The 13635-nt window shown below is 63.4% G+C and carries 12 protein-coding genes; 7 read left to right on the forward strand and 5 right to left on the reverse strand.

Features of this window, described 5'->3' with window-relative positions:
* The first annotated feature begins 152 nt into the window (after positions 1-152).
* On the forward strand, positions 153-983 hold the full coding sequence (locus WC698_03800; protein ID MFA6039358.1) for an NYN domain-containing protein: 831 nt from the start codon (positions 153-155) through the stop codon (positions 981-983).
* Between the two features lie 16 nt (positions 984-999).
* On the opposite strand, the gene WC698_03805 is transcribed toward WC698_03800, so the two are convergent.
* Positions 1000-1269: a hypothetical protein gene (locus tag WC698_03805; GenBank protein MFA6039359.1), complete on the reverse strand. Its 270-nt coding sequence runs from the start codon at positions 1267-1269 to the stop codon at positions 1000-1002.
* Between the two features lie 149 nt (positions 1270-1418).
* Here WC698_03805 and WC698_03810 point away from each other — a divergent pair, with 149 nt between their 5' ends.
* The 3 genes from WC698_03810 (at position 1419) to trxA (ending at position 2726) form a co-directional block, all read left to right on the forward strand.
* Entirely contained in the window at positions 1419-1985 is a 567-nt protein-coding gene (locus WC698_03810; protein ID MFA6039360.1) for a disulfide bond formation protein B, read from the forward strand.
* A 116-nt stretch (positions 1986-2101) separates the two neighbouring features.
* A complete protein-coding gene (locus WC698_03815; GenBank protein ID MFA6039361.1) occupies positions 2102-2368 on the forward strand; it encodes a metal-sensing transcriptional repressor in 267 nt (88 codons plus the stop codon).
* A gap of 34 nt (positions 2369-2402) precedes the next feature.
* Positions 2403-2726 carry a thioredoxin gene (gene trxA / locus WC698_03820; protein MFA6039362.1) on the forward strand — a complete coding sequence of 108 codons (324 nt, stop codon included), beginning with the start codon at positions 2403-2405 and terminating at the stop codon, positions 2724-2726.
* Between the two features lie 91 nt (positions 2727-2817).
* Here trxA and WC698_03825 read toward each other — a convergent pair whose 3' ends face one another.
* The 4 genes from WC698_03825 to WC698_03840 all read right to left on the reverse strand — a co-directional run bounded on the left by WC698_03825 (position 2818) and on the right by WC698_03840 (position 10224).
* The gene (locus WC698_03825) at positions 2818-3492 is read right to left on the reverse strand and encodes a hypothetical protein (GenBank protein ID MFA6039363.1); all 675 of its coding nucleotides are present in this window, start codon (positions 3490-3492) and stop codon (positions 2818-2820) included.
* A gap of 203 nt (positions 3493-3695) precedes the next feature.
* Complete coding sequence (locus WC698_03830) at positions 3696-4871, reverse strand: HAMP domain-containing sensor histidine kinase (GenBank protein MFA6039364.1); 1176 nt, start codon at positions 4869-4871, stop codon at positions 3696-3698.
* Between the two features lie 116 nt (positions 4872-4987).
* Entirely contained in the window at positions 4988-5647 is a 660-nt protein-coding gene (locus WC698_03835) for a response regulator transcription factor (protein ID MFA6039365.1), read from the reverse strand.
* A 107-nt stretch (positions 5648-5754) separates the two neighbouring features.
* A complete protein-coding gene (locus WC698_03840; GenBank protein MFA6039366.1) occupies positions 5755-10224 on the reverse strand; it encodes an S-layer homology domain-containing protein in 4470 nt (1489 codons plus the stop codon).
* Positions 10225-10447: 223 nt separating this feature from the next.
* Between WC698_03840 and WC698_03845 the strand changes: the two genes are divergently transcribed.
* The 3 genes from WC698_03845 to WC698_03855 are packed head-to-tail and all read left to right on the forward strand — an operon-like array spanning position 10448 to position 13565.
* Positions 10448-10849 (forward strand): hypothetical protein, encoded by a 402-nt coding sequence (locus WC698_03845; protein ID MFA6039367.1) that lies wholly within the window; start codon positions 10448-10450, stop codon positions 10847-10849.
* Entirely contained in the window at positions 10846-12888 is a 2043-nt protein-coding gene (locus tag WC698_03850) for an HlyD family efflux transporter periplasmic adaptor subunit (GenBank protein ID MFA6039368.1), read from the forward strand. The genes WC698_03845 and WC698_03850 overlap by 4 nt, the downstream gene beginning before the upstream one ends.
* Before the next feature lie 5 nt (positions 12889-12893).
* Complete coding sequence (locus WC698_03855) at positions 12894-13565, forward strand: ABC transporter ATP-binding protein (protein MFA6039369.1); 672 nt, start codon at positions 12894-12896, stop codon at positions 13563-13565.
* Positions 13566-13635 lie beyond the last annotated feature (70 nt).

Genomic DNA, 13635 nt, shown 5'->3' on the forward strand with positions numbered 1-13635 from the left:
TTCACGGGCAGGGAGCCCTTTTTGAACCGCAGCCCCCATGTTCCTCCCGCCTCCGAACAGGTGGAGCTGTCCTTGGAAATGATCGTGAAAAGGGACTAGAGTAGGGGCCGGTACGCGAGCCGGACGCGCCATTCCGGAATTCTCCCCTCCCCATGCCCGTATCTACGCTGGATAGCGAACGCAACCTGGCCGTCTTCATCGATCTCGAGAACCTCGCCCTGGGGTTCCAGCACCAGAAGAAAGGGCAGTTCCAGATCCAGAAGGTGCTGGAGCGGCTCCTGGAGAAGGGCAAGCTGATCGTCAAGAAGTCCTATGCGGATTGGAGCCGGTTCCCGGAATACACCAAGCCGTTCCACGAAGCCGCCATCGAACTGATCGAGATCCCCGTGCGCGCCATGACGGGCAAGAACTCCGCGGACATCCGCATGGTGGTGGACGCCATGGACCTGGCGTGGAGCAAGCCGCACATCGACACGTTCGTCATCGTCTCCGGCGACAGCGACTTCTCGCCGCTCGTCTCCAAGCTGAAGGAGAACGGCAAGCACGTGATCGGCATCGGCATGCGCGGCTCCACCTCGGAACTGCTTTCCGATAACTGCGACGAATTCATCTACTACCAGGACTTGGAACGCCAGGAGGAGGAACACGAGGTGGTGTCGCAGCTGGAGGCGCAGCTGCCGGAGAAGAAGCGCGAGGCGTTCGCGCTGCTCCTGGACGCGGCCGCGGCCTTGCGCCGGGAGAACCACGAGGTGCTGTACGCCTCCATGATCAAGGACACCATGAAGCGCAAGAAGCCATCGTTCGACGAGAGCTACTACGGCTACCGCAGCTTCACCCACCTGCTGCAGGACGCGGCGAAGCTGGGCGTGGTGAGCGTGGAGCGGGACCCCAAGAGCCGCAGCTTCGTGGTCACGGGCTTCGGCGCACAGGAGGAAGCAACCCCTCCCGCAAAAACACCGCAGACGCGGCGGCAGAGGAGATGAGTGAAGGGTGTGGGGATCAGTCCCGCAGCTGCGCCATGAGGATGGCCATGTGCGTGTGCCAGCAGCAGGCGGCCTTGCACTTGATGCAGTACTGCTTGCCGTACTCGTGCCGGTCGCCGTCAATGACGGGCGCATTGCAGCAATCCGAACGCATCCGCGCGCGCTGCTCCACGGAAATCACCACCGTCTTCCCCTTGTTCTTGTTGTGCGCGTGGCAGTAGGTCTTGCCGTGCGTCTGGGCGGAACAACCTTCCACGAGGCAAGACTTGTGCAACGGATGGTGCATGGGAAAACGGGGGGAAAGGCGCGCGCAACGCACTCTGTGATGACGGTAGGCGCATTGGACGCGAAGTACAATGAGAAAGGGGGGATTCTTCCCATGCGATCGATGCCGGAGAGGACGGAACGGCGCGGGTGTGGTACACTGCCCGTCTTATGTTCCTCTCCACATACACTCCGCAACTCGTCACCGCCCTCGCCGTCCTCACGGTTGCGGGCCAAGCGATATCCCTCGCGCTCCTCGCGCTGCTCCTCCAACGCGTGCTGAAGAAAGGGGAAACGGGGGAAGCGTTCCTCCAACGCCATGGATTGCTGTTGATGTTCATCGTGGCGCTCATCGCCACGGGCGGCAGCCTCTTCTTTTCCGAAGTTGCGGGATGGTCCCCCTGCAAGCTGTGCTGGTTCCAGCGTATCTTCCTGTACCCGCAGGCGCTGCTGTTGGCGGTCGCCCTGTGGCGCAAGGACCGCAACGTCGCGTGGTACGTGCTCTTCTTGAGCGAAATAGGGCTGCTGTTTTCCGTCGCCCACTACGTGGAGCAGGTGCAGGCTTCGCTGCTGCCGTTTACGGGCGATCCGCTCAAGCCCTGCGACGCCAGCGGCATCTCCTGCGCACGCACGGAGATCACGTTCGCCTTCGGGTACATCACGCTCCCCCTCATGGCCCTCACGGCATCCCTCATGAACATCCTCACGTCCGTCCTGGTCCTCTGGAAGAAGAGATAGGGGGAGGGGTATTGATAGAAAACAGCGATTCTGCTGTGAATTTTGATGTACAGTACCCACTTGCTAATATAGGGTGGGGGGTATATGATTCCCCTGTCTATTCCCTCTCCCGACCCATGCCGAAGAAGACACTTGCACGCCCCTGCGCCCGTCTCATCGGGCACCTGAACCGCATCCAAGGGCAGATCGACGCGCTCAAAACGTACCTGGAAGACGGCCGCCCCTGCGAGGAGGTGTCGCACCTCACGCACTCCATCTCCACCTCGTTCGCCTCCGCGCGCGCAAGCATCGTGGAAAAGATGCTGCGGGACGAGTTCCCGGGCACCCATCTGCCGCGCAAGAGCGCGCGCCTCAAATCCATCGTCGCCCTCGCTAAATCATAATTCTTCATTCTTACTTCTTCATTCTCCATCCCTTATGCCTACCGCAGTGACCGACGCAACCTTCGAGCAAGAAGTGATCAAGTCTTCCCTCCCCGTCCTCGTGGACTTCTGGGCGCCGTGGTGCGGCCCGTGCAAGGTCATGGGGCCCGTGGTGGACGAACTCTCCGCCGAGTACGAGGGCAAGGTGAAATTCGCCAAGGTGAACGTGGACGAAAACGGGGCCGTCTCCGGATCGCTCAACATCATGAGCATCCCCACCTTCGTGCTCTTCAAGGAGGGCAAGCCCGTGAAGGGCTTCATGGGCGCCATGCCCAAGGACACCGTCAAGCAGTTCCTGGAGGAACACACGGCTGCCTGAGCGTTCCCCTGCCGCGCGATACGAAAGAAGCCGCTTCCCGCGGCTTCTTCCTTGTATTCCGAACTCCGGATCATGCCCGTACGTGAAGGGTTCAGTTGCTTCCGGCGCTTGTGTCCTGGCCGGATTGGAAGGAACCGAAGTGCATGCGCATGCCGCGGCCGGCCTTCTCCGGCAAGGTGACGCCGTGCTCTTCTGCGATTTGCTGGATGGTCTTGCCGCTCTCGAGCGCCGCCTGGAGCTCATCGGCCGTGAGGCCGAGCTTCTCGGCGAGATCGGCGGGAGCGTTTCCGCGCATCTGGAACTGGCCTTTCTCGCCACCCCCGAACATGCCCATGCCCATGCCCATGCCGCCGCGCTTGAAGCCGAAGCCTTCACCGCCGCAGGATTCCTGCATGGCTTCCATTGCCGTCTTCATGGCATCGGACTGTTGGACGGATTCCATCGCGGAGCGGAAAGTTTCCTGCGCCTTTTGTACCGCTTCCTGACGCGCCGTGTCATCCGCAAGGGAAGCAGCGGCATCGAGCGCATCCTTGCGCGCTTGCAGCGCTGTCTTGTGGGCGGCTGTCATGGCATCCATGACCGCGAGGTGCGCCCCGTCGACGCCGGACATCGCCTCCACGCACGCTTGCGTGGAGACGGGGGGCGTCCAATCCGCCCGTGCGGACGTGCTGCTGCTGGACGCCGCACCCGCCATTTGGGCGAGGAGGGGGACGGCGATGGCGAGGGACGATACGCCTGCAACCATTCCTAAGGTGAACTTCTTCATAGTGAGAGAGGGGAAAGAAATACGGTCGCGACAGTGCGAGTATAGGAGGGGGGCGTTAAGAGGAGATTAAGGGGGATGGAGGATGCCGACAAAGAGGATGCCGAGGTTGCCGAGGATTCCGACGAACTGCTTCCCATGGAAAGACCGAGCGTATTTCTGACTTTCCTCGGAATCCTCGGAATCTTCGGACTCTTCCCCTCTTCCTACTTCCCGAACTCCACCACGAACTCCGTCCCTTCATGCACCTTGCTCTTCACGCCGATCTTCCACCCGTGCAGCTCCACGATGCGCTTGGCCAACGCCAGCCCCAGCCCGTACCCTTCGCCCGCACGGGAGGAATTGGCCTGGTAGAAGCGGTTGAAGATGTGCGGGAGTTCCTTCTTGGCGATGCCCACGCCCGTATCCTGCACGGTGAACGCGTGCTTGGTGAGGCGGACCGTGACGGACCCGCCCTTCTCCTTATTGAACTTGATGGCGTTGGAGAGGAGGTTGCCCAGGACCTGGCGGAGCAGGGGCACGTCACCCGTGACGGAGACGCCCGGCGTAACGTCGCCCTCCAGCGCAATCCCCTTCTCCTTCGCCAGCGGACGGAACTTCTTCACTGCATCGGACACAAGCGCGGAGAGGTCTACGGGGGCGGGTCGGAGGACGAACCGGTCGAGGCGCGCCAGTTCCAGGAGCCTGTCGACGAGCACGGTGACTTCCTTCACGTCCTCCTTGGCCGAGACGATGCCCTCGCGGTACTTGCCGTTGTGCAGCGCCAAGTCCAGGGAGGAACGGAGCGCGGCGAGCGGCGTGCGCAACTCGTGGCTGGCGTCCTGCGTGAACTGCTCCAGCCGCTCCACCATCTGTTCGGCGGGCTTCAGGCTGCGCCGCGCGAAGAAGAGCCCCACCAGGAACGTGAGGGCGGAGACGGCAACGCTCACAAGGAGATAGAGGGTGATGCGTCCTCCCCAGTCCTTGCGGGGATACTGCAGCACATCAGCGATCTGCACGAACCCCGCCCTCCGGCCGTCGCGCAGGAAGGGGTCCGTGAGGATCACGTACGCCCGGTCCCCCACCGTCACTTCCGCCCAGGGATGGTGGGCATCCACCGGTACGTCCTCGAAGAATGTGCCCGCAAAGAGCGTCTTCCCCTCCGCATCCAGCACGCGTACCTGCTCGCGCAGGTTGGGTGGCATGCCCATCACCTTGAACGGCATGCCCTCCAGCTCGAAGCGCACCGCGACGGTCTGCGCCATCCTCTCCAGCCGGAAGCGCATCTGGCGGTGTGTGCTGAGTACGTCCGCGGCCAGGAACAGCGCGCCGTTGACGAGGAACAGGAGGAAGACAAAGGCGGTGAACTGGAGCGCGATCTTGTAGCTGATTCTGCGGAACATAGAATGAGAGCGTATGACGTATGACGTATTACGTATAACGTATGCTAGCGCTGGATGGGGAGATACGTACTACGCAATACGTCATACGCGATACGGGAGAAGAAAGATGCATGGTATTAAGCGGGAACAAGGTATCCCTTCCCCGGAACGGTCTTGATCGCGTCCTTCCCCAGCTTACGCCGCAAGTACGCCACGTGCACATCCACGGTCTGCGAGAACATGAGCTCGTCCCTGCCGCCCCACACGTGCTCGATGATGCGCGGGCGGTCCTGCACCTGCCCCTTGTTGCGCAGGAGGAACTCGAAGAGCGCGTACTCCTTGGGGGAGAGCTCCACTTTCTTCTTCCCCTTCCATACTTCCTGCGTGTTGGTGTCCACCGTGACGCCGGCGGCGGAGAGCCGCGCCTGCTTCTCGGGCGCCTGGCGGCGCAGGAGGGCGCGGACGCGCGCCAGGAGCTCGTCCAAATCGAACGGCTTCACCAAGTAATCGTCCGCCCCGATGTTGAGCCCATGCACCACCTCCTGCTGCTTGCCGCGCGCCGTGAGCATGAGGATGGGCATGGTCTTCTTATTCTGGCGCAGCATGTGGCAGATGAGGTACCCGTCCATGCCGGGAAGGTTGATGTCGAGGATGAGGAGGTCGGGTTCCTGCGTCATGGCTTTCTCGAAACCCTCCTTGCCGTCGTGCGCCACGGTTACGGCATAGTGCTCCAGTTCCAGGAACTGCCTGATGTTCCCCGCCAGCTTCTTCTGGTCTTCAATGAGGAGGATGTGCATAGGGAGAGGGATAGTATAGGATAAACCGACGAGATTAAGGAGAGATTAAGAAGCAATCTCCGGCCCATGCGGTTCCGGATACCAACAGGTGAGACAGGCCTTCCGTGTCACCGCGCCGGCGTGACGGTCAACAGGTAGAGGTACCCTTCCACGCCGTCGCTCAGGCGCACCCGCAGCCAGGGCTTGCCGGGGATGGAGGAGAGCAGGAGGACTTCGGTGTCTTTGGTGAGCGTGGCGAGCACGCGCCCTTCGGAATCGGGGGAGGCGCGGAGCATGGTGGAGTGCACGGAGATCTTGTAGCGCAGGGCGGCCGTGGGCACTTCCCCGGTGGAAGAGGAGGATGCGGAGGAGGCGGGTGCCGAGGAAGCCGATGAGGAGGGCGACTGGAGCGCGATGAGGAGGGCGAGGATCTTGCTCGTTTCCGCACGGTTGATGGGCTGGGTGGGACGCACCGTCCACGTGGGGTTCCCCTTGTCATCCTTGTCCCCCGAAACGATGCCGAGGCGGGTGGCCGTAAGGATGGCGGGGGCGCACGTATGGGTGACGGGGAGATCCGTGTACGGGGAGGCCGTGGGCGTATCCAGGTTGTAGCCGAACGCCTCCAGGAAGGTGAGGACCACGGCGCAGCGCGGCGCGGGAATATCCAGGGTGATGGGGATGCTGTACGCCGTGAAGTGCAGTTCCTCCGCCTGCGCAACGTAGCGCTCCGACCAGTGCCCCCTCGCATGGGGGTTATCGACCGACAGCGGTTCCACGGAGGCCGGTGCCGCCTGCCCCGAAGCCTGGATGGCCATCTTCGCTATCTCCGCGTACGTCACTTGGTTGGCGGGACGGAACAGGGAGAGGAGGTTCCCCATGCTGTCGGCGTACCCGGAGACGATCTGCCGGGTGACGAGCGCGAAGACGTGGGGGGCGTACCACTCGGTGACGAGCACATCCGTGAAGGAGAGGGTCTCCCCTCCCACGACGACGCGCAGGTAGCCGCGGTACGAGGGGAGTTCCGATGCGGGATGGGTGGCTTCCTCCTCCGAAGAGCTGGAACCGGCCGAGGAAACGGAACTCGCCGGAACATACCTGCCCCCTCCGCCTCCTCCGCCACCGCCCCCGCCTCCACCCCCGTCCTCGGAGGAAGATGAGGAAGAGGACGCCGCGGGCGCGGCAATGGTGAAGGTGATGGAGTAATCATCCGTATTCGCATTTCCCGCCCCGTCCTCGCAGCGGACGTAGTACGTACGGGATCCGGCGGTGAGGCCGGTGAGGGCGCCCGTGTGCGTCAAAGCGGAGCCGGAGAGGGTGCGAGTGAGGGCGGCGAACGCGGTGGCCGCGACCGTGCCGTACTTGCACGTGGCGTTCTCGTTCGTGGTCACGGAGAGGGTGGCGGCGGTCGTCCCTGCGGCCAACGTTCCGGAAGGCGAGCCGGCGGAGAGGACGGGAGGAGTGGATTCCTGGTAGCGGGTGAGGGACACGGAACCGCTGCCCACGTTCCCCGCTAGATCCGTGTCGCGCACGGTGAGCGTGAAGGTGGAACCGGACGCCACGGAATTCCAACCGGTGATGTTTCCGAGCGTCGTCGTATTGGAGACGCAATTGGTCCACGTGGCGCCGTCCACCGAACACTCGGGGTCCAGGGGATCGCTGTTCGTGAAGCTGATGACAGTGCCACCCGTGGCGGTGGATGCACCCGCGGGCGCCGTGATGGCGACATTCGAAGCCGCGGTATCCACCGTAAAGAGCGTTACCGCCAAGGCATTACTGGGATTTTCCGAACCGTCGGTGACGGTGATGGTACAGAGGGCGTAGGTGGCATCGGGAAGGGTGGAGAATGCGATGGTGTTGGAACCGGTTGCGGCGGCGGCGGTGAGCGAGGTGCAACCGCTCCCGTACGTGATGGCACCGGCTTCGCTGGTGGTGAAGGTGTAACTGGGAGTGTTGTCACGGGTGGGGTTGGTGACGGGGGTCACTTCCTGGAGGATGGGCGGGATGATGTCGGGAACGGCGATGGAAAAGGAGACAGTGTAGTCGGAGCCGTTGCTGTTCCCCGCGGCGTCCTGGCACCGCACGTGGTAGCTGTACGACAAGCCGTCAAGAAGGCCGGTGAGTGCGCCCGTGTGTGTGAGGGCAGAACCGGAGAGGGTTCCGGGAATCGCGACGTAGGCGGTACCGGGGACAGTGCCGTACTTGCACGTGGCGTTCTCGTTGGTAGTCACGGAGAGGGTGGCGCCCGTGGTCCCCGCGGGGAGCGTGCCGGAGGGAGCGCCCGCGGAACGGACGGGGGCGGCGGTATCCACCGTGAAGCTCGTGAGGGTGAGGATGTTGGAGGGGTTTGTGCCCGCGTCCGTAACCGTGATGGTGCAGGCGGCGTAGGTGCCGTCCGCAAGCGTGGCGAAGGTGATGACGTTGCTCCCGCTCGCCGCCTCCTCGGTGAGGGACGTGCAGCCTCCCCCGTAGGTGATGGTGCCGGGTTCGTTGCTGGTGAAGGTGTAGGTGGGAGTGTTATCCAAGGTCGGCGTGGGCACCGGCACCGCCTCCTGGATCACGGGCGGTGTGCTGTCCGCGCTCACGCTGAAGGTGACGGTGTAGTCGGAGCCGTTGCTATTCCCCGTGGCGTCCTGGCACCGCACGTAGTAGGTATAGGTGATGTCGTTCGCCAGGCCCGTCAACGCGCCCGTATGGGTGAGGAGCGTGCCGGAAAGGGTGTTGGGGAGCGCGGCATAGGCTGTCTCCGCGACCGTGCCATACTTGCAGGTGGCGTTCTCGTTGGTGGTCACGGAGAGGGTGGCGCCCGTGGTCCCCGTCGGGAGCGTGCCGGAGGGAGCGCCCGCGGAACGGATCGGAGCAGTGGTATCCACCGTGAAGCTCGTAAGCGTGAGGAGGTTGGAGGGGTTGTCCCCCGCGTCCGTGACCGTGATGGTGCAGGCGCCGTACGTGGCGTCCGCAAGCAATGAGAAGGTGATGGTATTGCTGCCGCTCACTGCATTCGGCGTCACGGATGTACAGCCTCCCCCGTACGTGATGGTACCGGCCTCGGTGCTGGTGAAAGTGTAGCTCGGGGTGTTATCCAGAGTGGGTGTGGGAACGGAAACGGCCTCCGCGATCACGGGGGCGGTGCTATCCGCGCTCACGCTGAAGGTGACGGTGTAGTCGGAGCCGTTGCTGTTCCCCGCGGTATCCTGGCACCGCACGTAGTACGTGTATGTCGTATCGTTGACCAAGCCCGTCAGTGCGCCCGTATGGGTGAGGAGCGTGCCGGAGAGGGTGTTGGGGAGCGCGGCATAGGCTGTCTCCGCGACCGTGCCATACTTGCAGGTGGCGTTCTCGTTGGTGGTCACGGAGAGGGTGGCGGTGGTGGTATACGCAGCCAGGGACCCCGTCGGCGACCCGCCGGATAGGATGGGTGCAGCCACATCGATCGTAAAAGACGGCACGCCGAGGGCAAGGCTCGCATTCCCCGCCGTATCCGTTACGGTGACCGTACAATCGGCATACGTCCCCGCCCCCAGTACTGAAAAACTGATGGCATTATTCGCCGCAACGGCGTTGGTGGAGGCGGACGTGCAGGAACCCCCGTACGTGATGGTGCCCGCTTCGGTGGAGGAGAATGTGAAGCTTGGCGTGGTGTCGTAGGTGGGAGTGGTGACGGGCGAGACCACGGCGAGCACGGGAAGAGTGAGGTCAACGGTAAAGGTGGAAACCGCCAGCCAGCTGGAAGGATTAGTGGCGCCATCGGTCACCCGGATGGTGCAACCGGAGTACGTCCCTTCCCCCAAAGCACTGAAAGTGATGGTGTTGTTGCCGGGCACGCCTGCCGTGGTAGGGGATGTGCAGGAGCCCGCGTAGGAGATGGTGCCCGATTCGGTGCTGCTGAAGGTGTAGTCGGGCGTGGTGTCCTTGGTGCGCGTGGGCACGGGTGTCACCTGCGCGAGGGTGGGAGGAGTGGTATCCGCGCTCGTGCGGAACTCCAGCGACCCCTGTGCACTGTCGTTCCCTGCCGGATCCCGGCAGACGATATAGTAGGTATATGTGGTGTTTGGCGTGAAGCTGGTGAAGGTGTGGCTGTGCGACATGGTTCCCGTGGTTTCGAAGGGGGTCATGCTGGCGTACGGCGTGCCGGAAACGACGGAGAAACGGCAGGAAGCGTTCTCCGTTGTGGTGACGCCTATCGTTGCGGTGGTGGCGGTGGTGGTGCTGCTGAACGAATCGATCACCGGTGCCGACAAGTCCACGGTAAAGGAAGTGACGGGCAAGGCATCGGACGTATTGCTTGAACCGTCCTGCACGGTGATGGTGCAACCGGCATACGTCCCCGCCCCCAACGCATTGAACGTAATGGTGTTGCTGCCGCTCTCGGCCAGCGTCGTTACGGAATTGCAGGAACCACCGTAGAAAATCGTCCCCGTTTCGGTGCTGTTGAACACGTACGAGGGCGTGGGGTCGTTCGTGGGGGTGGTGACGGGGGTCAATTCCGTGAGGACGGGGGGCGTGGCATCCGCGGCGGCGTGGGGGATCCAATGGAACTCTATCGTCCAAGAAAGGACGATCAGGATGGCCAGGAGGGAGAGGAATCGCTTGATGCGCATGGGACTGTTCTTGAGCCTTGGGGAAGCCGAAATCAGAGCATTCGTATCCATCATCACTCTAAGCATTCCATCCCTCTCCCGCAAACCGCGCGCTGCTATGCGGCCATGATGCCGCCCCCTCCACAACCCGATCCTTCCGCCGCGGATTATCGCTTCCGCGGGAGGCGTCCCTTAATCTCACCTTAATCTCTTCACCCTACAATGGTAGTATTCTCCCTTTTCTATGAAAACCTTCCATCCCCTCTCCTTCGCCCTCGGCCTCGCCTCGGGCTTGCTCGTCCTCCTGATCCTCGCGGGAAGCTGGCGGCTCATCCGCCCCGCGCCAAACCCCGGCTCCTTTCCGATGGGTGGCAACTTCCAGGAAGGCGGAGCCGGCCTCTCGCGTATGGCGGAGCGGTTGGGGATGACGGAAGCGGATCTGCAGAAGGAACTCGACAGCGGCAAGACGTTGCAGGAAATCGCCGCCGAGCGCGGCGTGGAAATGCCTGCCGGCGGAAGGGGGATGCGCACCGGGCGCCCTTCCTCCGCGAGCGGAACCGTCCTGGGGACGGGAACCGGCACCGCATCACTCCCTTCCGCGGATGACGGTAGAGCAGTGTCTAGTCCCCCCTCCCAACAGCAATGATGACCCGTGACGTCCTCCTCCGACGTTTGGCGCCACTGGTGACAGTGCTGCGCGGCGTGATGCAACGCATCGTACTGCGGAGCTACCTCCTGGGATGCGGCGTCGCCGTGGTGCTGGGCGCGGCATACCTCGCCTTCGGCGGCGGGAACGGGCAGGAACAAGCGTCGGCGGAGACGCTGGCGCAGGTGGGGCGTCGCACCATCTCCTCCTCGGTGAAAGCGACCGGCACGGTGACGTTCGCGAGCGAGCAGGAACTGCGCTTCAACCAGAAGGGCAAAGTGGCGAACGTGTACGTGAAGGAGGGTGACCGCGTGCAGAAGGGGCAACTCATCGCCCAATTGGACGCATCGACGGTGACAGCGGACATCCGCCAGGCGCAGCTCTCGGTGGCCGCCAGCGCGCTCCAACTGCAGCAGTTGCACACGGAGAAGGAGAAGTCCCTCATCGATGCGGAGAACGCCCTGCGGGAAACCGAGCGCCAGGCGCTGGAAGCGCAGAACTCGCTCGCCGTTGCACTGGAGAAGCTTCCCACCGATATCGCCGGCGCCGAGCGCGCCGTGAAGGAGAAGGAGGCCGCCCTGGAACAGGCGCAAGCGGCGCTGGAGCAGGCGAGGACCACCACGCTCCAGGACTTGGGCTCCACGGCGCAGTCCGTCCTCTCCGACAGCGAGGATTTGCTGGACACCATCTACGGCATCCTGGTGAACGACACCGTTGCACGGCGCATGTCCGGGACCCCAAGCATCGAGATCTACCACCGCATCGCGAACGACGTGTCGCTCAAGAACCGGACGGAACAGACATACTATGCCGCATTGGAAGCCGTTGCGCAGATGCGCAGCGCGTACGGCAGCACCCTTCCCACGCTGCGGGACACCACCGCGTTGGGCCTTGCGCTCTCCCACGCGCAGGCCGTGGCACGGGCGCTCTACGACGTTGCGGACAGCACGTACCAAATCCTCCAGGGCGCCGTGAGCGACCCCAATGACTTCACCGTGGCGGACATCAACGGCCTCAAGCAGGCGGCCATGGCCGCGCGCACGTCCGCGACGACCCTCATGGACCAAGCGGAAACGGCGCAGGCAAGCCTGACGGGCGGGCAAGACGGCCTCACGAGCATCACCATCCAGCAGAAGCAGGATGCGCTGGATACCGCGCAGCACGCGCTCCTCTCCGCGCAGGAGAACCTAAGCTTGCTCAAGACGCAGACGCCGGGCGACCTGCAGAAACAGGAGGCGTCCCTCCAGAAGATCCGGGACGACGCCCGCTCGAAGCAAGCCGCCTTGAACGTGACCACGAAGAGCGTGGACGTGAACGTGAAGCTGAAACAGAACGACCTGGCGCAGAAATCCACCTCGCTCCAGAAGACCCAGAAGACGATGGAGGACTACCGGCTCGTGGCGCCCTTCGAAGGTGTGATCCGCCGGCTGGATTACCAGGTGGGGGATAACCTTCTCGACACGGGAGAGGAGAAATACGTCACGCTGGAGAATCCCGACTTCCTCATCGTCACCGTCCTCCTGGATCAGGTGGACGTGGTACGCGTGAAGAAGGACATGGCGGCGACGATCGCCTTCGACGCGCTGCCCGGGCAGGAGTTCACGGGGACCATTGACGAGATCAACTCCACGCCCGTGGAGGAATCCGGCGTTGTCTCGTACGAAGTGGCCATCCGCCTCGCGACGCCCGCCGACCTCACCATTCTCTCCGGCATGACCGCGACGGTGGAGATTGAGACGACGCGCAAGGAGAGCGTGCTCGCCGTGCCCAACCTGGCGCTCAGCCGCACGAACGGCGTCGCTTCGGTGCGGACATCGGACGGCCGCACATTGAGAGTGGAGCCGGGGGCGACGGACGGGCAGTACACGGAAATTCTCTCCGGCCTGGAGGAAGGCCAGAGCATCATCTCCCTCAACGTAATCACCACCCAATCCCAGACGAGCAACGCGAACGCCGCACAGATCTTCCGCATGGGGGGAGGCATGGGGGGACCCATGGAAGTGCGGACGGGCGGCGGAACCAGGAACACTTCCCGTTAGCCCGCATGATCGCGCTCCGCAACATCATCAAGGCATACCCGCTGGGGAAGGAGCGGCTCACGGTGCTCAAGGGCGTATCGCTGCACATCAAGAGGGGAGAGTTCGTGGCGGTGATGGGGCCTTCAGGCTCCGGCAAATCCACGCTCATGAACATCATCGGCCTGCTGGATACCCCCACGGACGGCTCGTACTTGCTGGAGGGGAAGGAGGTGGGGAGCCTGCCGGAGAACAGCCAGGCGGACGTACGCAGCAAGCGCATCGGCTTTGTGTTCCAGTCCTTCAACCTCCTCCCGCGCATGGACGCGTTGCGCCAGGTGATGCAACCCCTCCTCTACCAGGGGATCCACCGCACAGAAGCGGAGCGACAGGCGCGCACGGCGCTCCATGCGGTGGGGCTCACGGAACGTTTGGCGCACAATCCCAACGAGCTTTCGGGAGGGCAGCAGCAGCGCGTGGCTATGGCGCGGGCACTGGTGACGGATCCCGCCATCATCCTGGCAGACGAACCCACCGGCGCGCTGGATACGCAGACCGGCGAGGAGGTGATGGGCCTCTTCACGCAACTCAACCGCAACGGGAAGACGATCGTGATGGTGACACACGAACCCACGGTTGCGGCGTTCGCCCATCGGACGATCCACATCCGCGACGGGTTGATCTCCCCGCTCCGCACATGATCATCCTCCAGAGGACGCGGCATGCCGCGTCCTGCCCCTGACCCACACTCCGCCCCTCCTCCCATGAATA

Source organism: Candidatus Peribacteraceae bacterium (assembly GCA_041661065.1).
Lineage (GTDB): Bacteria > Patescibacteriota > Gracilibacteria > Peribacterales > Peribacteraceae > CAIKAD01.